At 60.3% G+C, this 20,074-nt stretch carries 17 protein-coding genes, 1 tRNA gene and 1 riboswitch; of the genes, 10 read left to right on the forward strand and 8 right to left on the reverse strand.

The window, feature by feature from the left end; translation table 11 throughout:
* Positions 1-36: 36 nt before the first annotated feature.
* The 4 genes from cobO to cobU form a co-directional block, all read right to left on the reverse strand.
* Positions 37-675 carry a cob(I)yrinic acid a,c-diamide adenosyltransferase gene (gene cobO, locus ACXAIC_RS02305; RefSeq protein ID WP_475173186.1) on the reverse strand — a complete coding sequence of 213 codons (639 nt, stop codon included), beginning with the start codon at positions 673-675 and terminating at the stop codon, positions 37-39.
* Positions 672-4,430 (reverse strand): cobaltochelatase subunit CobN, encoded by a 3,759-nt coding sequence (cobN, locus tag ACXAIC_RS02310; protein ID WP_475173189.1) that lies wholly within the window; start codon positions 4,428-4,430, stop codon positions 672-674. Before cobN ends, cobO begins: the two co-directional genes overlap by 4 nt.
* 96 nt (positions 4,431-4,526) lie before the next feature.
* Positions 4,527-5,648, reverse strand: coding sequence for a cobalamin biosynthesis protein CobW (gene cobW / locus ACXAIC_RS02315; RefSeq protein WP_475173190.1), 1,122 nt, complete (start codon positions 5,646-5,648; stop codon positions 4,527-4,529).
* Complete coding sequence (gene cobU / locus ACXAIC_RS02320; protein WP_475173192.1) at positions 5,645-6,196, reverse strand: bifunctional adenosylcobinamide kinase/adenosylcobinamide-phosphate guanylyltransferase; 552 nt, start codon at positions 6,194-6,196, stop codon at positions 5,645-5,647. Before cobU ends, cobW begins: the two co-directional genes overlap by 4 nt.
* A gap of 33 nt (positions 6,197-6,229) precedes the next feature.
* Positions 6,230-6,440: riboswitch (cobalamin riboswitch) on the reverse strand.
* Positions 6,441-6,754: 314 nt separating this feature from the next.
* Here cobU and ACXAIC_RS02325 point away from each other — a divergent pair.
* From ACXAIC_RS02325 to ACXAIC_RS02335, 3 genes are all read left to right on the forward strand, one after another.
* Positions 6,755-6,830: transfer RNA gene (locus tag ACXAIC_RS02325), tRNA-Asn, on the forward strand.
* Positions 6,831-7,093: 263 nt separating this feature from the next.
* Positions 7,094-7,951 carry a 3-hydroxybutyryl-CoA dehydrogenase gene (locus ACXAIC_RS02330; protein WP_475173195.1) on the forward strand — a complete coding sequence of 286 codons (858 nt, stop codon included), beginning with the start codon at positions 7,094-7,096 and terminating at the stop codon, positions 7,949-7,951.
* Between the two features lie 10 nt (positions 7,952-7,961).
* Entirely contained in the window at positions 7,962-8,264 is a 303-nt protein-coding gene (locus ACXAIC_RS02335) for a hypothetical protein (RefSeq protein ID WP_475173197.1), read from the forward strand.
* Positions 8,265-8,278: 14 nt separating this feature from the next.
* Here ACXAIC_RS02335 and nagA read toward each other — a convergent pair whose 3' ends face one another.
* From nagA to ACXAIC_RS02350, 3 genes are read right to left on the reverse strand one after another with little or no spacing between them, the layout of a single operon-like run.
* Positions 8,279-9,436, reverse strand: a complete 1,158-nt coding sequence (gene nagA / locus ACXAIC_RS02340) for an N-acetylglucosamine-6-phosphate deacetylase (protein ID WP_475173198.1) — start codon at positions 9,434-9,436, stop codon at positions 8,279-8,281.
* Positions 9,433-10,473 carry an SIS domain-containing protein gene (locus tag ACXAIC_RS02345; protein ID WP_475173200.1) on the reverse strand — a complete coding sequence of 347 codons (1,041 nt, stop codon included), beginning with the start codon at positions 10,471-10,473 and terminating at the stop codon, positions 9,433-9,435. The genes nagA and ACXAIC_RS02345 overlap by 4 nt, the downstream gene beginning before the upstream one ends.
* 4 nt (positions 10,474-10,477) lie before the next feature.
* Entirely contained in the window at positions 10,478-11,239 is a 762-nt protein-coding gene (locus ACXAIC_RS02350; RefSeq protein ID WP_475173202.1) for a GntR family transcriptional regulator, read from the reverse strand.
* A gap of 189 nt (positions 11,240-11,428) precedes the next feature.
* Between ACXAIC_RS02350 and ACXAIC_RS02355 the strand changes: the two genes are divergently transcribed.
* The 7 genes from ACXAIC_RS02355 to ACXAIC_RS02385 all read left to right on the forward strand — a co-directional run bounded on the left by ACXAIC_RS02355 (position 11,429) and on the right by ACXAIC_RS02385 (position 19,047).
* A complete protein-coding gene (locus ACXAIC_RS02355; protein WP_475173203.1) occupies positions 11,429-12,310 on the forward strand; it encodes an N-acetylmuramic acid 6-phosphate etherase in 882 nt (293 codons plus the stop codon).
* 249 nt (positions 12,311-12,559) lie between these two features.
* Positions 12,560-13,471 carry an ROK family protein gene (locus ACXAIC_RS02360; RefSeq protein WP_475173204.1) on the forward strand — a complete coding sequence of 304 codons (912 nt, stop codon included), beginning with the start codon at positions 12,560-12,562 and terminating at the stop codon, positions 13,469-13,471.
* Positions 13,468-14,211, forward strand: a complete 744-nt coding sequence (locus tag ACXAIC_RS02365; protein WP_475173422.1) for a copper homeostasis protein CutC — start codon at positions 13,468-13,470, stop codon at positions 14,209-14,211. Before ACXAIC_RS02360 ends, ACXAIC_RS02365 begins: the two co-directional genes overlap by 4 nt.
* Before the next feature lie 471 nt (positions 14,212-14,682).
* Positions 14,683-15,279 (forward strand): hypothetical protein, encoded by a 597-nt coding sequence (locus ACXAIC_RS02370; protein ID WP_475173207.1) that lies wholly within the window; start codon positions 14,683-14,685, stop codon positions 15,277-15,279.
* Between the two features lie 379 nt (positions 15,280-15,658).
* A complete protein-coding gene (locus tag ACXAIC_RS02375) occupies positions 15,659-16,957 on the forward strand; it encodes an NAD(P)/FAD-dependent oxidoreductase (RefSeq protein WP_475173208.1) in 1,299 nt (432 codons plus the stop codon).
* Positions 16,954-17,799 (forward strand): DUF1365 domain-containing protein, encoded by an 846-nt coding sequence (locus ACXAIC_RS02380; RefSeq protein WP_475173209.1) that lies wholly within the window; start codon positions 16,954-16,956, stop codon positions 17,797-17,799. The genes ACXAIC_RS02375 and ACXAIC_RS02380 overlap by 4 nt, the downstream gene beginning before the upstream one ends.
* Before the next feature lie 18 nt (positions 17,800-17,817).
* Positions 17,818-19,047 carry a class I SAM-dependent methyltransferase gene (locus ACXAIC_RS02385; RefSeq protein ID WP_475173211.1) on the forward strand — a complete coding sequence of 410 codons (1,230 nt, stop codon included), beginning with the start codon at positions 17,818-17,820 and terminating at the stop codon, positions 19,045-19,047.
* A 158-nt stretch (positions 19,048-19,205) separates the two neighbouring features.
* Here the strand turns inward: ACXAIC_RS02385 and ACXAIC_RS02390 are convergent, their stop codons facing one another.
* The gene (locus tag ACXAIC_RS02390; RefSeq protein WP_475173213.1) at positions 19,206-20,024 is read right to left on the reverse strand and encodes an SDR family NAD(P)-dependent oxidoreductase; all 819 of its coding nucleotides are present in this window, start codon (positions 20,022-20,024) and stop codon (positions 19,206-19,208) included.
* Positions 20,025-20,074: the final 50 nt, after the last annotated feature.

Genomic DNA, 20,074 nt, shown 5'->3' on the forward strand with positions numbered 1-20,074 from the left:
ACCTGATTATGAAAGCCGGCTCTGTCACGGCCCCCCTTAAAACTCGATCCCTTCCTGGGGTTTCACCCCGGAGCGGAACGGATGTTTGACCTGGGTCATGTCGGTGACAAGGTCGGCAATGTCAATCAGCTCGTCCTTGGCGTTGCGGCCTGTGATGACCACATGCACATCATCCGGTTTTTGGGTCTTCAGAAAATTGACCACATCGGCGATGTCCAGATAATCGTAACGCAGCACGATGTTGAGTTCGTCGCATAGAACCAGACGGTACTCGCCGGACAGGATCATCTCCTTCGCCGCGTCCCACGCCTGGTTTGCCGCCTCAATGTCCCGCTGCCGGTCCTGGGTTTCCCAGGTAAAGCCCTCACCCATGCGCTTGATGGTCACGAGGTCGGAAAACCGGTCCAGAGCCATGCGCTCCCCGGTTTCGATCCGGCCCTTGACGAACTGCACCACGCCGACCTTGTGTCCATGGCCGAGGGAGCGGAACACCATGCCGAAACCGGCGGTCGACTTGCCCTTGCCCTTGCCGGTGTGAACGATCAAAAGCCCCTTTTCGATGGTCTTGGTCGCCATGATCTTGTCGCGCGCTGCCTTTTTCTTGCGCATCTTTTCCGCATGGCGGGCGTTGAGGTCCTCTTCACTAAGGTCTGGCTTGTCACTTTCAGCAGTCACGGGGTGGCAGGTCCTTCCAGCCTGGATTTCAAATCAGTCAGCACAGAATGGGTCGAATTGCGCCTTGGCGTCCAGAGGCTTCGCTCAAGCGCTTCCAAAAACCGCGCCAGCATCTCGCCATAACCGGACGGATTGGCCTCTTCCAGAAACCGGCGGACTGTGTTGTCCGCGATATAAGCGTCAAAGAGCTGATCGAAATGATGGTTCTGCACCGCCCGGGTGGTCGCTGCAAAAGCAAACAGGTAATCCAGCGTTGCCACCATTTCAAACGCGCCCTTGTAACCATGGCGCATGACCCCTGCGATCCATTTCGGATTGGCCGCCCGGCCGCGCACAACCCGGCCGATTTCCTCAGACAGGGACCGGACGACCGGACGCTCGGGCCGGGAATGGTCATTGTGAAAGACCTTCGGTGCCGAGCCTTTGAGCTGTTCGACCGTTGCCGCAAGCCCTCCCTCGAACTGGTAATAGTCGTCACTGTCGAGAAGGTCATGCTCGCGGTTGTCCTGGTTGTGCAGAACCGCATCGACGGAGCGGAGCCGGGTTTCCAGTTCAGCGCGCGCGCCCTGGCCCGCCGTCCCGCCGCCATAGGCATACCCGCCCCAGCTGAGGAACGCATCGGCGAAGTCGCCGCGCTCGTCCCAGATCCCTTCGTCAATCAGGGCCTGCAGCCCGGCGCCATAGGCACCGGGCTTGGAGCCGAACACCCGGAACCCGGCCCGGTGAGCCGCCTCTTCAGCACTGAGACCACCAGCCCGCAGCCGCCCCGCCTCGTTGTTCATGCGGGCGGCCACAGGATTGGCCTCTTCTGGTTCCTCAAGCACGCCCACAGCACGCACCGCGCTGTCAAATAGATCCATCTGATGGGGAAAGGCGTCGCGGAAAAAGCCGGACACTCTCAGGGTCACGTCGATCCGGGGCCGCCCCAGCTCAGACAGTTTCAGAAGCTCAAAACCGGTCACCCGGCCTGATCCCCTCTCCCAGACGGGCCTGGCGCCGATCAACGCCAAAGCCTGGGCAATGTCATCGCCGCCCGTGCGCATATTCGCTGTGCCCCAGCAGGTCAGCACCAGCGATTTGGGCCATTCGCCTTCTTCTTGAAAATACCGTTCCGCGACCAGCCCGGCCGATTGCCAGCCAAGGCGCCAGGCGGTTTCAGTTGGCACGGCGCGCACATCAACCGAATAGAAATTCTTGCCCGTTGGCAGAACATCCGGCCGCCCCCGGGAGGGCGCGCCAGAAGGGCCCGGCGCGACAAACCCGCCCCCCAGAGCCGTCAGAACGGCAGCGCGTTCCGCCTGCCCGGAGCCAGTCACGGCCGGGCGCAGGCGGGTCTCGATGCTCTCCAGCACCGCTTTCGTGCGTGCCCAGGCCTCGCGCGGCTTTTGATCGCCTGCGACAAGATCGCGGCTCAGCAGCTCGATCCGCTCAACCGTATCCCCCGCAGAGCGCCACGGCGCGTCTGAAAGATCCGCAAGATCACTCGGTTTTTTACCTGTCCAGGTTTGAGAAAAGTCACAGTCGAGCGGGTCAAAATCGCCCAGCAGAAGATCGTGTGCGATGGCTCGTTGCAGGCTTTCCTCATCCGCAGCTTCACCTCTTGGCACCCGGACCAGAGCACATAGCAGGTCCGTCAGCTGCTCCCCATCCGGGCTTTCTCCCAGAATATGCAGGCCATCCCGGATCTGCAGCTCTTTCAGATCGCATAAGTGGGCATCGAGCCGGGCAAGGCGGGTCTCCTGATCCTGGTGCTCGTCCAGACCGATATCCTTGTCGAGCCCGTGGCGCGTGGCCACGTCCAGAATGTCCCGTGTCAGGGCCTTCAAACGGCGCGGATCAACCCCGGCGGCGAGGTAATATTCATCCAGCAAGGTTTCCAGCTCTTCTCCAACCCCATAGCTTTCCGCCCGCGTTAAGGGCGGTGTCAGATGGTCGACAATAACGGCCGAGGTCCTGCGCTTGGCCTGTGCCCCCTCGCCCGGATCATTGACGATAAAGGGATAGATATTCGGCACCGGACCCAGCACGGTTTCGGGAAAACAGTTTTCCGACAACGCCAGCGCCTTGCCGGGCAGCCATTCCAGATTGCCGTGTTTGCCAAGATGAACCACGGCATCGGCGCCAAAGACCTCCCGCAGCCAGATGTAAAATGCGAAATAGTGGTGCGGTGGCACCAGATCCGGATCGTGATAGGTCTCTTTCGGATCAATATTGTAGCCCCGTGCGGGCTGAATGCCGACAATCTGGTTGCCAAACCGGTGCAATGCCAGACGGAACGCGCCCTCCACCACATGAGGATCGTCGTCCGGCGCGCCCCAGCGCGCAACAACGGCGGACCTGACCGGATCGGTCAGTTTGGCGAACGCCCGGTGATAGTCCGCCAGCGGCAACGCCTCATGCGCCTTTCGGTCAGAGCGTCCATCAAGCGCATTGGTCACGCCGGACGTCAGCACGGCCATCAGATCTGTGGCTGTTTCCGGTGCGTCTCCAACCTCGTAGCCTGCCGCCTTCATGGCCTTCAAAAGACCTGTGCAGGAGGCGGGCGTATCCAGCCCCACCCCGTTGGCCAGCCGTCCATCCCTATTCGGATAATTGGCCAGGATCAAAGCGGTTTTTTTGGCGCCCGCAGGCGTCTTGCCGAGCCGGGCCCAGTTGGCGGCCAGCGCAGCCACGAACCGTATCCTGTCCGGCACCGGCGTGAAACGGACCGGGACCGACTGGGTTTCGGGGTCGAATATGCCTTCTTCCTTGAACGAGACGGCGCGGGTCAGAAGCCTGCCATCGACCTCCGGCAGGACCACATGCATGGCAAGATCGCGGATCGACAAGCCCTGATCGCTGTCCTGCCAGCCCTCTTTTGATGAGGAGGAGAACACCAACTGCAGCACAGGCTTGCCGGTCCGGTCCAGCGGCGTCGGCGTGTGGGCAAGGCCCGCCTTGGAAACGGCAAAGGCGGTCGCGTTCAGCACCACATCGGGGGCGGCCTGATCAAACAGGTGCTCCAGCACGGCAACGGCTTCCGCATCCTTCAAGCTGGAGACAAAAACCGGCAACACATTGAGGCCTTCCGCCTCGAGCGCTGTGACAAGCGCATCAACCGGCGCGGTCTGCGCACCTTGCACCAGCGCCCGGTAGAAGGTGATGGCCGCCACCTGGCTCCCCGGATCACGCCAGAGCGCCTTGATAGCAGCCAGATCCGGAGCAGACTGGCCTTTGAGATAGAGACCGGCCCGGGGCAGCGGCACGGGCTGGGGCGGCTCCTCCCCAGCCCCGATAAGGTGGGCCGCATAGGCCAGCGCATTGGCGTAGTTGGCAGCGCCCCCTTCCACACAATAGCGCCAGATCCGGCGGGCCTCTTCCACAGGCCGGGTGGAGCGGGCCGCCAGATCCGCATCCCACTTGTCGTCCCCCGGCAGGACAATGAGATCCAGCGCGGCGGCCCGGGCTTCTTCCTCAAACCGTTCCAGTCCGTAGCGCCAGTATTCAATGCCGCCCAGAAGCCTCAAAATCACCAGTTTGGAGCCGCGCACCGTCTGTTCGGCATAAAGATCTGCCGAATAGGGGTGGGTCAACGCCATCAGATTGGCCAGGCGCAAACTGGCGCGGTCTCTTCCAAGTCCCGCATGGGCCGCGGCAAGGCCGCCAAGTTCCGTATCTGCAGCCGACAGGAACAGAATATCGGCCGGCGCCTGCCCCAGATCGACAGCATCGCCGCCGTCATCGATCCGGCGTGTCTGGCTGGCAAGAATATGCATGGGCGGGTGGAGCTTTCTTCAGGGTCAACCGGGGCGCCCGCTTCAAGCAGAGCGCCCCAAAACGGGGCCATGTGGCAAGGCTTTTAAGAGCGCCGCTCAAGCGGCTTCGCGGACGCGGCCCAAAAGGCCGCGCACGGCGTCAAGGTCAAAGCCTTTCAGGCCGATGACCACCAGACGGCCTGCGCTTTCCGCCCCCGCTGCAAACCAGGTCTCCACCCGGGGGCCCACCGCCTGCACCATAGCGGGCGCTGCCTTGCCATGGATCCGGACCGCACCCTTGATCCTGAAGACACCTTTCAAGGCCATGGCCTCCAGCACCCTGGCTTCAAGAGAGGCGAGACTGTCAAATTCCGGGCAGTCGAACACATGGCTTTCAAAATCATCATGGTGGTGATGGTCATGTTGGTGATCATGGTGATGATCATCCCCGCCATGGGACGGCGCATCGTCATGGTGATGATGGTGATGCTCATGGCGGGCGCCCATATCGTCTTCGGCAGCGGACTGACGCCCGAGCAGGACCTCGATCGGCAAGGTGCCCTTTTCCGAGGCAATCACCTGAACCGCCGGGCGGATATCTGCCCCAATCCGGCTTTCAACCGCTTTCAGCGCCGCGTCCGCAACAAGATCCGCCTTGTTCAGAACCACCAGATCGGCGCAGCGCAGCTGGTCGTGAAACAGTTCTTCCACCGGGCTGTCATGGTCCAGCGCCTCATCCGCCGCGCGCTGCGCCTCAAGCGCGGCTTCATCCAGCGCAATCCGGCCCTCGGCCAGCGCAGCGGCGTCCAGCACCGTCACGACGCCGTCGACCGTCACTCTTGTTTTGACACTTGGCCAGGAAAAGGCGCGCACAAGCGGCTGTGGCAGCGCCAGCCCGGACGTTTCAATGACAATATGCTCCGGCGGAGTATCCCGGCCGAGCAGCATTTCCATGGTCGGCAGGAAGTCATCGGCCACCGTGCAGCAAATGCAACCATTGGTCAGCTCGACCACCTCTTCCGCCGCGCAGTCCGGATCAGCGCAGCCATTCACAAGCGACCCGTCAAAGCCCATATCCCCGAACTCATTGACAATCAGCGCGATTTTCTTGCCGTTGGCATTTTGCAGGAGATTGCGGATCAAGGTGGTTTTGCCCGCCCCCAGAAAGCCCGTCACAATTGTCGCCGGGATCTTCTGCCCCGGTGTTTGAAGGGTCTGTGTCATATTGCTCTGTGTCATAGGGTAATGTCCGGTTGGTTGGCGGGTTTCAGCAAAAGGGGCAGTCCGGCCGCCACCAGCACGACCTGGGCACAGACCCTGGCCATGTCCTGATTGAGCCGTCCTTGCGCATCCCGGAACGCTCTGGACAGTTGATTGTCCGGCACGATGCCCTGGCCGACTTCATTGGAAACAAAGACGACCGGGCCCGGCAGTCCCTCAACCGTCCTGCACAGCGCGTCCGTCTCGGCAGCGGCATCCTTGTCCGCAAAGGTCAGGTTGGAGAGCCAGAGGGTCAGGCAATCGACCAGCACCACCCGGCCCGGTTGGCAGGTGTCTTCAAGCACACGTTTGAGGTCGGTCTGTTCTTCAATCGTGTGCCAGCCCGCGCCGCGCTGTTGCCGGTGAGCGGCAATACGGTCCGCCATTTCGGCGTCAAAGGCCGCGCCGGTGGCCACATAGATTTTTTCAAGGCCGGAGGTGACCGCAAGCTGTTCGGCAAAGCGGCTTTTCCCGGAGCGGGCACCGCCAAAAACAAGCGTGGACCTTGGTCCGGTAGCTGCACTCACATCTGTCTCCCGGCCGTCCACCCGACAGCGTTCTGGGTTGCTGGATCAACGGCCGGTCTCCTGGCTCACGGTGTCTGGCCTCCCGCACCCCTTCCCGGCCCTCTCCGGCCAGTGGTTCTTGTGCGCTCGTTCACCGTTTACAGTTGCGGGGGCAGCTCCGGAATGGCGCCAGAGGCGATGCACCGGATTCCCGTTTCATCCGGATCAGCAAGCCCGATCCGGAACCGTTTCAACCTTTCGTACCTGCATTCCCGGTATGTGACAAGCAGATAACCAGGCAGCGCCCCTTGCCCAATTGAGCTATGGCTCCCGCATCGCCTGGCCGGGGCTCCGCGCAAGGGGAGCAGCTCCAGCCGGTCTTGAGGCTAAATCCGCCCGGGTTTTCACCAGGACCGTCCCTTTCTACCTTTCTGGAATCCTTACGGTTTTCCACATGCTGGATAAAAAAATGACAGCGGGATGAAAAAAACGCGATCGAGGGCTTGGCAAACGGATCATGCCTTTGTTATACGCATCTCCATCGACGGGGCAGCGACGCAGCGGCCCCGAGCGTGGTGATCCCCAGTAGCTCAGTTGGTAGAGCAAGCGACTGTTAATCGCTGGGTCGCTGGTTCGAGTCCGGCCTGGGGAGCCATCACCACTTTTGTCTCTCTTAAAAATTCAGTCATCCTGAACGGGGCTGCGGCCGGCCCGGCGCGAACCTTATGTGCTACGCCGATGACGGCGCCACACATGTGCCCTGCCCTTACGGCCTGACGCCGATTTATTTTCAGGCATCCCGCCCCAAGCAATTGCGCGGCCAGTGTTTGGGTGTCATGAAGGCGCCATCAGGCGGGAGGTATCATCTGAGCCCCTCCCTCCGGCCTTCCTCCTTTCCCGAACCGGCAATGGTGACACATGGACATTCAGAAAGTTGGCGTGATTGGCGCTGGAACGATGGGCAATGGCATTGCGCAGACCTTTGCGATGGCCGGGCTCCAAGTGATCATGCAGGATATTTCCGAGGCGTCGCTGGAGCACGGCAAGGGCACCATCGGCCACAGCCTGTCCCGGCTGCAGGCGAAAGAGAAAATCTCGGCGGACGAGGCCGCAAACTCTCTGGCACGCGTGACCACAACGACTGATGTGACTGCCCTTTCGAGCTGTCAGCTGGTGGTCGAGGCAATTGTGGAGAATATCGGCATCAAATCCAAGGTAATTTCCCAGCTCGACGAAATTTGCGGGCCGGAGACGATCATTGCCTCCAACACCTCCTCCATCTCCCTGACCCGGCTCGCGGCGGCCTCCAAACATCCCGAACGGGTCATCGGCATGCATTTCTTCAACCCGGTTCCGGTGATGAAGCTGGTGGAGATCATCCGCGCCCTTCAGACCAGCGACGAGACCTGTGAACGGATCACCGCTCTCACCAAGACCATCGGCAAGGCGCCCCGGGTGTCCAAGGACAGCTATGGTTTTGTGGTCAACCGGGTGCTGGTTCCCATGATCAACGAGGGCATCAACTGCGTCTACGAAGGCCTGGCGTCACCGGAAGATGTGGATGGCATGATGACGCTTGGCGCCAACCACCCCATGGGTCCGCTGTCCCTTGGCGATCTGATCGGCCTCGACGTGGTTCTCGACATCATGGAAACCCTTTATGACGGGTTTGACGATCCGAAATACCGCCCGAGCCCGCTTTTGAAACAGATGGTGGATGCGGGCTATCTCGGCCGCAAGACCGGACGGGGCTTTTTCCATTACGAAAAACGCTGAGGAGATCCTCATGTATGTCAGTGTCAGGCGTTACAAGAATGTGCCGGATCTTGCCCGGTTCGTGCGCGATGTGAAGATCGATTTTGTGCCGAAACTGAAAGCCCTGCCCGGCTTTGTCGCCTATTATGCGGTGGAAGAGGACCACGAAGCGGCACTGACCACCATCAGCGTCTTTTCAACCGCCGCCATGGCCGAAGACAGCAATGCGGTTGCCGCCGACTGGGTCAAGGCCCACAATCCGGAGATCACCCTCACCCCCAGCGAGATTGTCGCTGGCGGGCTGTCTGTGGTCGAGCCGCCCATCCGGGGCTGAAACAGAGCTGGGTGTCAGGCAGAAAGGCTCTGCGGCGCGCCGTGGAGCCAGACGGTTTTGACACTCAGATCCGGGCCGAGATGAACGGCATCGGCGGCCCGGCCCTTCACCAGCCGGCCAAGAGGCCGCCCGATCACATCCGCCGGGATGCTGGTTGCCATTTTCAGGGCCGCTTCCAAATCGATTCCGACCGCCCCGGTGAGAAACCGGATCGAGGCGGGCAAATCGATATCGGCCCCTGCGAGCGTGCCGTCTTCCAGCGTGAGGCGGCCATCTTTACGGAAAATCTCCCGGCCGCCCAGTTCAAAACATTCCACATCCGTGCCTGTTTGCGACATGGCATCGGTCACCAGAAAAATCTGCCCCGGTCCGGTTTTAGCCCTCAGCGCAATTTTCAGGGCCACCGGATCCACATGCACCCCATCTGCGATCAGACCGGCATTCAGGGCACCAAGCTCCAGTGCGGCCCCCACCAGTCCCGGATCGCGGTGCTGCAAAGGGCTCATGGCGTTGAAGAGATGGGTGACGCAGCGCGCGCCAGCCTCAACGGCCTTACCTCCCGCTTCAAAGCTCGCATTGCTGTGGCCTAGGCTGACATGAATGCCGGCCGCTGACAGCTGCGCGATCTGCTCCACCGGGACCGTTTCCGGGGCCAGCGTGATCATCAGGCTGGGCAGCTTCGCCGCCGCCTCCAGATACAGCGCCATATCCGCCTGGGTGAGCGGCCGGATCAGGCTGGCATCATGGGCGCCCTTCCTGCCCGCAAAAAGATGCGGTCCCTCCAGATGCAGCCCGTGAAATCCCGGCACGCCCTGCTCCCAGGCCGCAACGGCCAGAGCCACGATCTTGCGGGTCACTTCAGGTGTATCGGTGATCAAGGTGGGCGTGAGCGCCGTTGTGCCCAGAGCCAGATGGGCGGCACAAATGCGGGCAATATCCGCAACGCTGGCCGCCTCGCCCAGCATCAGGCCACCACCGCCATTGACCTGAAGATCGACAAATCCGGGCGACAGAATGCCATCCCCATGGGCATCGATCTGATAGCCCGCCGGGACCTTCTTGTGCGGACAAATGCCTTCAACCACCCCGTCCCGCGTCAGCAGCGCCGCATCCCGGTGGAGCGTGCGGCCGTCAAACACAAGGGCGCAGCCATGGGCAATAAGATCCGTCATACTGTCTGCGTGACCTTGTTGAGATGCCTTGGAACGTCGGGATCGAAACCGCGCTGACGGGCGAACCATTCAATGAAGCTGTAAAACGACACGATCTGAACCAGCGCATCGGTGAGCGGATGCCCGGCCGCTTCATAGGCAAGGCGCGTTGCGGCCTGAACCTTGTCCGTCGAGGCAAAGACCTGCCCGCCTTGCCGGGCCATGCGGTCAGCGGCCTCCGCCAGCCCGTCTTCGGCCGCATCACGCACCCCGAGCGCCAGAACCGGGTAGCCGTTTTCGACAATGGAAACAGGCCCATGCATCACTTCGGCCGACGAATAAGCCTCCGCGTGGATCTGGCAGGTTTCCTTGAATTTGAGCGCCGCTTCATGGGCGATGGCAAATCCGGGACCCCGGCCGATCACATAAAGGGAGCCCCGCTCGGCCACCGGAGCCGCAACCGCACTCCAGTCCTTGTCCGCCGCTCTTTCCAGATGTCCGGGCAACGCCTCCAGCGCCGATAGCAGCGCCTGATTGCGCCCCAACTCGCCAAGAAGCAACAGCCCCGCCAAGATTGAATTCACAAAAGTCTTGGTCGCGGCAACACTGAGCTCCTGCCCGGCCCGGATGTCGATGGCCGCACGGGCCAGCCCCGCCAGCGGGCTTTCGGGCGTGTTGGTCAGCCCCACCGTCATCGCTCCCTGGCGGTTTGCACTCTCCACAACGGAGAGGATGTCGGGGCTTGCGCCGGATTGGGACACGCCGATCACCAGAGCCTGATCAAGACGCACCGCGCTGCCATAAACGGATGAGACCGAAGGCCCGAGCGATGCCATGGCAAGACCGAGATAGGTTTCAGAGGCATATTTCAGAAAAGAGGCTGCATGATCGGAGGAGCCCCGGGCAACGCTTGCCAAAAAGACCGGTGCGCCAGCACGCGCCGCAATGTCTTTGATCTGCGGGCGGCCCTCTGCGAGAAGCCGCCGCGCAGCCTCTGGGATTTCCAGAACCTCCCGGCGCATATGGGTCATCTGGGTGTCAGTCAAGGCATCTGCCATAGTGTCAGTCGTCCGATATCTGAAGTTCGGCGATGAAGTCATAGGCATCACCGCGATAGACAGACCGGGTGAATTCCACCACATGCCCGGACGCATGGTAGGAAACCCGCTCAATCTTGAGCCCGGCAGACCCGGCCGGAACGCCCAAGATCTCGGCATCCACCGGCTCAAGATTGCGGGCGGAAATGCGCTGAATGGCGCGTACCGGTTGCATGCCCTTGTGCTTCAACACGTCATAAAGGGAACTGGTCACCTCTTCGGGCCGTGGCAGCACCTTTTCCGACAGGGACGCCCGTTCGATCGCCATCGCGGTGCCATCGGCCTTACGCAGCCGGTCGACGCGCGCAACCCGCTCTCCGGAGGACAAGCCCAACGTGAACATTTCTTCCGGCGACGCGTTAAACACCCCCCGTTGCAGCCATTCGCTGCTGGCTTCCAGTCCCCGCCGGGCCATATCCTCGGTGAAAGACGTCAAGCTGCTGAGGCGCTGCTCCACCTTTTGCACCTTGGGTGCCACAAACGACCCGCTGCCGCGCTTTTGCACGACAACCTGGTCCTCCACCAGCCCAGCCACCGCCTTGCGCACGGTGACGCGGGACAGCTCCGTCAGAGCGGCAATGTCCCGCTCAGACGGCAAGGGCTCGTTCTCTTTCAGAACCCCGTCATCAATGGCTTGCAGAATGCGCCGCCGAAGCAGCAGATATCGCGGCCCGCTGGCGCCCGTCAGCCAATCACGCTGTTCCAACATGGAAATGAAGTCAGTCACAGTTGGCAGCGCCCTGGCTAAAATAATACCTTTCAAATACCAATTTAAACTCTATCGAAACCGAAAATCAAGTGATAAAAGGGATCTACCCTGTCCACGCTCCGGGCGGGACCGGCCTTTTCAGATGACCACTCCACTATAGCTCTGCCGGTGTCCGGCACGGCCTTCGAGCGTTTAAGTAACCGGACCATGCCCCTTCCGACGACCGAAGATCGCGATCCGCAATCGATTGGCCTGTCCCGCAAAAGCGATGAAGAGGTGCTGGCCATTCTGCTGGACCGGCAATTTGACGCCTTGAAGGCGGCAGCAGACGCCATCCCCCAGATCACGGCAGCAGCCGGTGCCTTGCAGCAGGTCGCCCAAACCCAGGGCGGAATCGGCTATGCGGGCGCGGGCAGCGCCGGACTGACTGCCCTTGCCGATTGCCTGGAACTGCCCGGCACCTTCGGGTTTCCACCCGAGAAAATGTCGATCCTTTTTGCCGGTGGGGCCGCAAACCTTCTGCACCTGCAAGGGACCCACGAGGACAATCAGCAGGCAGGTATAGAGGATTTTGAAAGGTCCGGCCTCGGGTCCGGCGACATTCTGATCGGCGTCTCCGCCAGTGGCTCCACTCCTTATACGCTCGGAACATTTCAGGCCGCGCACTCCGCCGGAACCCTCACCATCGGCATTGCCAACAATCCCGGCACGCCGCTGCTCACCCTGGCCGACCACCCGATCCTGTTGAAAACGCCACCGGAAATCATAGCCGGGTCCACCCGGCTTGGGGCTGCCAGCGCGCAAAAGGCGGCGCTTAACATGCTTTCAACCCTGGTCGCCTTGCGGCTCGGCCACGCGGTGCGCGGGCATATGGTTAATCTGGTTGCCGACAATGAAAAGCTCCGCCAGCGGGCCCGCCGAATCCTGCAGGATCTGACCGGATGCCCGCCGGAAGCTGCCGTAAACGCACTGGAAGCCGCAGGCGGGCGCGTGAAAATCGCCGTTCTCATCCTGCGCGAAGGCCTGGATGTGGAGGCCGCAGAACAGGCGCTGATCTTGAATAACGGCAATCTCAGGCCCTTTCTTTAAAAGCCCCCTGCGCAGTGCGGGCCAATCCCCTCCCCCGAGCCCCACCAAAGCAGACTGGAGGATGGGTTTACTCTTCGCTTCATTGGTTGCATATTGGTATTAAATCGTGTCGCGTTCTTCCGATTTCAAACTGCGTTGTCTTTTGCGTTGAAATCTTTGATTTCAGGCAGCGAAAGACAAATCCGATCCAACACGACTTACTCTAAATGTGTCCGGCTTGCCGCCGGGCTCCGTTGAAATAGGCAGGCTATGATCACCTGTTTCGATATTGGCGGGTCCTTCATCCGCCACGGGACACTTCATCCGGATGGGCTGGTGCGCGAAGAGGGCCGCCGGGCAACACCGCGCGACAGTTGGCCCGATTTTGCAACGGCTCTTGAGGAGGCGGCGGGCCTGGGTGCGTCCCCCATCGCCATTTCCCTAGCAGGTGCCTATGATACACGCACCGGAATAGCCGATGTTGCCAACATTCCGTGTCTGCACAAGCGGACCGTTGAGCAGGATCTGCGCACGGCGCTCAAGCGGCCCGTCGCCATCATCAATGACGCCAACGCCTTTGCGCTGGCCGAAGCGGTTGACGGGACCGGCTACGGCAAACCAGTCGTCTTTGGCATTATTCTGGGCTCCGGTGTCGGCGGCGGGCTCGTGGTCAACGGCCACTTGGTGACCGGATACGGGGGGATTGCCGGGGAATGGGGCCACGGCCCCGTCATTGACCCGGCCGCCGGAGGTCGTTTCGCCGGCCTGACCGCCTATGCCTGTGGCTGCGGTCTCACCGGCTGCGTTGATGCCACCTGCTCAGCCAGGGGCATGGAACGCCTTCACGGGGACTTGTGCGGCCAGTCCTGTTCCAGCCGCGCCATCACCGCCGCCTGGCATGAATGCGATGCCGCCGCCACCCGGACGGTGGACACATACACGACCCTATTGTCCCGGGCCCTGTCAATTCTGGTCAACACGCTCGGCCCGGATATCATTCCGGTCAGCGGGGGACTGTCCAATGACGGCAAGCTAATAGACCTGATCGACCGCAAGACCCGGGATCTGGTGCTTGCCAGCTACGACCGGCCGCTTGTTGTCAAAGGGCGGTTTGCTGAAAACGGCGGCCTTCAGGGGGCCGGACTTTTTGCACGGCAGCGCTTTGACGGGACCTCATCCTGATGCCGGTGCCGCTGGAAATCTGTGTTGACACCCTTGAAAGCGCCGAGATCGCAGCGGCTCTGGGCGCCGACCGCATTGAGCTGTGCTCAGCGCTTTCAGAGGGCGGACTGACCCCGAGCGCCGGCCTCATGCAAGAGGCTGCCCTGCTGCCCGTCCCGGTCTATGCGATGATCCGGCCAAGGTCCGGTGGATTTGTTTATTCTGACGCGGACAAGTCGGTGATGATCCGGGATGTTGCCACAGCCGAAGCAGCCGGACTGGACGGGATCGTGACCGGCGCCGTTGATCCCTCAGGGCGGCTTGACCACGGGTTTTTGTCAAAGATCCTGTCCGGCACCCGCCTGCCCGCAACCTTGCACCGGGCGTTTGACACCTTGCCGGATCTTCAAACTGGTGTCGAAGACGCCGTCCGCCTCGGATTCGAGCGGATCTTGACATCAGGCCAGGCCCTAAAGGCGCAAAACGGCCTGGAAGCGCTTGCAGAGACAGTGCGCTTGGCGCAGGGGCGCCTCGCCATCATGGCCGGGTCCGGCATCACCTCGAAGACTGCGCAAAAAATCCTTCAGGCAACTGGCGTCGATGAGCTTCACGCTTCCTGCGCTGGCCCAGCCGAGCCAGAGCCTGATAGTGCCGCCGCCCGGCGTCTTGGGTTTGTGTCCTCAGAAGGCCGCAAGACGCTCTCCGCAGATGCACTTTGCGCCTTACGTGCCATCCTGAATGCGCAAGACATGACAGGCTGATTGTCTTTGCCCAGGTCATCTGAATAGCGCGCTTGCTGGAAGGGATTGCGGCAGAGCCTTTCGCGCCCGACCCTGCGATTTACGTTAAGATTCCATTTAGATTGTTTGAGAGTTAAAAAAGGCGTAGAGTTGACCTTGTTTTAAAGGAAAGCTTTCCAATTTTCGGAACTGGCCATTATTTAGGTACTTTTGACACCACATTTTCAGTCACGTCGCGGTGATTGATCTTGAATCAACGGCACCTCGCCACATTTATTAATAAAAAGTAACTGATATCACCCAAAAATGTGATGTTGATTACACCCAAAACCCAGAATGTGGTGCGACAATGGCGAAATCGTGACCGCGCCCTTGGGGCACAAAAAGCGTAACTGCATAAAATCATTTGGAAAAAGAGCTCAAAGAGCCGTTTTCAAAAAGTGCCCCAAACGCGGTTGAATGACAAAGTTGTATTAGCCTTGGGAGGCGTACATGCAACGGAATAGCAGAGCAGGACTTTTCGCACTTGGCCTCATCCTCGCCCTGACCACGGGCGCAGCCGCCGACAAGCTGCCTCAGGAAACCATTACGTTGCCTGAGGACAGCCTCGCCGTGACCGTCGCTTCGGCCACCGTGGATCAGCCGGATCCGCTGGAAAGCGAATTAACGATCTGGGTCGGCGAGATCGAGCTCAACGGACGCAACGCTGTTTGGGTTGAGCTTATCGACAGCTACGGCGAAGTGATCTACGATTCTGAAGTCAATACCAACGAGACCCATCTTTTGCCCGATGGCCGAGCCGTTGTGGTCCGGTCGATCGACCAGGAAACCGTTGTTGCGGGGAAAGATGAATCCCGGCTGATCACAGAAGGCGCTCTCATGGTGACCCGGCGGGTGGTCAATGACGGCAGCGAGGCAACCACCGTTGAGTTGATCGAAACCGAAAACGAACCTGCCAAACGGGGCACCATGCTTCATGTGGCCGATTTTGGTCAAGCCGTCTGGAACAGCATTGTCGCCTTTTTCGATGCCGCCCGCAGCCAGGTCGCCGTGGCCTGGAACTGGCTTGTGGATACGCTGCAAGCCTGACTGGGGCCGATCTCTTCAAAGTGTCTATCCGCTTGAACCCGGGCGCGCGTTTCCACGCGACCGGGTTATTTTTAGCCAGCTCATTTTTACCTGTCTGCTTTTTGATCCTGACTTTGAAACGCTCTCTTTCCACAACAGGGCGCCTAATAGAAACCACACGACCGCGTGACAGGTTCATCAAGGCTGTCCCTGGCGTTCCGACACCGGCCAGCCCTAGGTCTGCTTCAGCCAACTCTCTCCAGACGCGTTAAAATTATTGATAAAATTCATCGCCCTGCGTGATCCGCTCTGTTTTTGAAGCCGTATCTGCTTCAGATACCAAGACGTTTCCTCTGGCTGCAGTGTCCGCAGCCCGACCAGACTGACAAAAGGATTGATCATGCGGATTGCCGTCATCGGCTCCGGTATTTCCGGAAACAGTGCAGCTTGGGCGCTTAGCCAAGACCATGATGTGGTACTTTACGAAAAACGGGATCGTCCAGGTGGACACAGTGCGACCGCCGACATCGATTATGACGGCACGCCAATCAGCGTCGACACCGGTTTTATTGTCTATAATGAACGCAACTACCCCAACTTCACTGCGCTGTTAGGCCATCTTGACGTCGCCACCGAAGTCAGCGACATGAGCTTTTCCCTGTCCGCAGACAATGGAAGGCTGGAATGGAGCGGCGACTCCTTGAGATCTGTCTTTGCGCAGAAATCAAATCTGCTGTCGCCGCGCTTTTTGAAAATGCTGCGCGATATTTTCCGCTTCAACAAACACTCCGTCGCCGACCTCCATTCCGGACGGCTGACCGGCGAGACCCTTGGTGGTTATCTGGATAAGAACCAGTATTCCCAGGGCTTTATCAATGATTATCTGCTGGCCATGGGGGCAGCCATCTGGTCTACCCCGATCAACGAGATGCGCGCCTATCCGGCAGAGAGCTTTGTGGCTTTCTTCGAAAATCACCAGCTTCTGTCCTTTGACCGCACGCCATGGCGCACCGTATCAAGGGGCAGCCGGTCCTATGTCACCCAGCTGATCGCGCCGTTCAAGGACAAAATGCGGCTTGGCAAGGCTGTGGTAGAGGTTCTGCGCAAGGACGGGCATGTCGAAATCCGCGACGAGAGCGGCGCAATCGACCGTTTCGATCAGGTCATTATGGCGAGCCATACGGATCAGAGCCTGAAGATGCTTGGCGATCCGTCTGCAGACGAACGCGCGATCCTGGCAGCGATCCGCTACCGTCCCAACGAAGTCTTCCTGCACCGGGATCACGCTCTGATGCCAAAGCGCAAAATTGCCTGGGCGTCCTGGAACTACATGTCCGACCGGGACGCTGGCGAAACGCGCGACGTGACTGTCAGCTATTGGATGAACCGGCTGCAGAATTTCGACCGCAGCAAACCTGTCTTTGTCACGCTTAACCCCTTTGAAGCCCCTCGGCCCGGAAAGACATTTGCCAAATTCGTCTATGACCACCCGCAATTCGATGCCGCGGCGCTCGCCGCAAAGACCCGGCTCGAAACCATCCAGGGCGTAAACAACACCTGGTATTGCGGTGCCTGGACCGGACATGGCTTCCACGAAGATGGCCTTTCGTCCGGCCTGGCCGTTGCCAAACGCCTGGGGGCCCGCCTGCCCTGGGAAACGTCCGCTGAGACCACCTCCTTTCTGGATGCTGCCGAATGAGGCGAAGGACGGCCAGTACCAGAGCGGAAAACGGACCACCGCCCGGGCGGCCCGCGACGCTCTTTTCCGGCAAGGTCATGCACCACCGCATGAAACCGAAGGAACACCGGTTCAGCTATTCGGTATTTTCCCTGCTTCTGGACCTGGATCAACTGCAGGCGGCTGCGGCTACGAGCCCGTTGTTTTCGCTCAACCGCTTCAACCTTCTGTCCTTTCACCTCAAGGACCACGGTCCATGCGACGGCACCAGTCTGCGCGGCCATGTGGAGGCGCTGCTGGAGGACAAGGCTGTTGCCAGGCCCGCCCGGATCCTGCTGCTTGCCTATCCGAGGTTGCTCGGCTACGGCTTCAACCCCTTAAGCGTCTATTACACGTTCGATGCGCAGGATCAGTTGACGGCGATCGTCTATGAAGTGCGCAACACGTTTGGCGGACTTCACACCTATGCCCTGCCCATTCTGCCCGGCCAGCACAGCGCGGCCGGGGTGCGCCAGACCCAGGCAAAGGCCTTCTATGTCTCCCCCTTCATCAGCATGGAGCAGCGCTATCATTTCCGCATGCTCCCCCCTGGCCAAGAGGTCCGGGTGCGCATTCTGGAAACGGATCAGGACGGCCCGCTTCTATCGGCCACCTTTTCGGGAACCGGCGCCCCGTTGACCACAGCCAGCTTACTAAGAGCCTGCCTGCGCGTGCCCTTCCTCTCCATGAAGGTGATCACGGCGATCCATTGGGAAGCCTTTAAAATCTGGCTGAAGCGTGTACCCTTTCATCCGCGTCCGGCCGAAACCCCACCCAGCGGCCGGTTGCGTGACCGGCCTTTGCCCATTTCGACCGATCGTTAAGTTTCAGGGGTTTATATGATGAGTGAACCTGTCGTTCTCACCCGCGATAACATGAATAGGGAGCTGAGAGGCACGCCGCGGCTTGCCCGCATGGCGGCAAGCCTGGCACTCCAGATCCGCTACGGCACTCTGGAGATTTCTTTTCCGGACGGCCGGGCCTTCGAAATTCACGGCCGGGAGCCCGGCCCCTGCGGTGTCCTCAACATTCACGACTGGCGTTTTTTTGCCATGGTCGTGAAGGCCGGCGATGTCGGTGTCGGTGAAGCCTTCATGGCCGGCTACTGGTCATCTCCTGACGTGACCACGTTCCTGGAAGTGTTCTGCATCAATCAGGAATCCACCCTTGAGGCCATTCAGGGCCGTCCGCTGACACGGCTGCTTCTGTCCTTGCGCCACTGGCTGAATTCCAACACACGCCGGGGGTCCAAGCGCAACATTTCCGCCCATTACGACCTTGGAAACGCTTTTTACAAGGAATGGCTTGACCCCTCCATGACCTATTCCTCAGCCATCTACAGCAACGGGACCAACAATCTGGAACAGGCTCAGGCAGAAAAATATGCCTCCCTGGTGCGGCAGGCAGATATTGGACCGGACCACTCGGTGCTGGAGATCGGCTGCGGCTGGGGCGGCTTTGCCGAACATGTTGCCAAGACCGTCGGAGCGAAGGTGCGGGCCCTGACCATCTCGCGCGAACAGTTCGACTATGCCAGAGAGCGCATCTTCAAGGCCGGGCTGAGCGAGAAGGTCGATGTTGTGTTTCAGGACTACCGGGACGAGCGCGGTGTCTACGACAGGATCGCTTCCATCGAAATGTTCGAGGCGGTCGGCGAAAAATACTGGGCGACCTATTTTGGCCAGTTGTCCCGCTGCCTGAAACCGGGCGGCAAAGCCGGGCTGCAGATCATCACGATCCAGGACAAGATGTTCGAAGACTACCGCAGCGGCACCGATTTCATCCAGCGCTATATCTTTCCAGGCGGCATGCTGCCGCCTCCGGGGCGCCTTGCGGATATCGGCAAATCACTCGGTCTTGATCTGACCGAACAGAAGATTTTCGGTCAGGACTATGCACGGACCCTCGCCGAATGGCGGCAACGCTTCCGGGACGCATGGCCGCAAATCAGCCCCCTTGGGTTCGATGACCGGTTCAAACGCCTTTGGGAATTTTATTTGCACTATTGCGAGGCCGGGTTCCGGGCCGGGAACATCGATGTGCGCCAGATGGTCTATGTGAAGGCGTCCTGACCCCTTCAGAAACACCTTGAAAGCGGCAGGGACCAGTGGTTTTGAGCCACTGGTCCTTTGCGCATGTCGCCTTCACTTGGAACCAGACCGTTTGTCTTTTTCTGTGATATCGCAGATGGCAGGCCATGAAAGCCAAATCCGATGAAACACGGTTTGCGCTAAAGGTCCCGGCCGGACCTGGTCTTCTGCTCCCAACCGGTCGAACGGGCCACAAGCGCAAAATAGGCCGAATAGGGCAACAGGCTCAGGGCTTTGAGCTTCCTGACGAAGCTCTTGGGAAAGCTAATCTCAAACTGCGCTGGATGGCTCAGCCCCCTGACGATCTCCCGGGCCGCTTCGTCTGCCGACAGAATGTCGGGCATCGGGAACGGGTTGGACCGGGTCGCAGGCGTATCCACAAACCCTGGATTGATTAGTTGAATCCGGATGCCCGCCCGATCCAGATCGAATTTCAGCGACTCCACCATGTTGATCAATCCGGCTTTCGAGGCGCCATAGGCTGCAGATGTGGGCAGTCCGCGATACCCGGCGACGGAAGAGACGACCCCAATCTGCCCCCTGCCCGCCTGCCTCATCTGCTCAATGGCCGGCAGCAGCACGTTCACGGTGCCCATGAGGTTCACATCAAAACTTGTCCGGAACGCTTCAGGGTCCGCTTTCAGGCCGTCCTGGGGCAAATAAACGCCTGCATTGGCAACAAGCAGGGCAATGGGCCCCAGATCCTCAGCAATCTGCCGGCACTGACGCGCCATCGTGTCCGTTTCCCGCACATCTCCCGGATAGGCCCAAATTGTGCCCGCCAGCGGATCACTTTGCGCGGCCAGATCCTGCAAGGCCTCTTCGGAACGGGCGGTTGCGGCCACGGTCCAACCGTTTTCAGCCAGTTTGAGTGCCAGTGCGCGGCCAATGCCGGAGCTTGCCCCTGTAATCCAGGCCGGACCATCGCCGGGGCGGGCAACATCTTTTTTTGGGGGCAAAATCGTCTCCTGAGGGCTTTGCTACAGTCTACGCAAAGCGCCCCGAGACC

It is taken from the genome of Roseibium sp. AWQ4_254 (assembly GCF_056161025.1).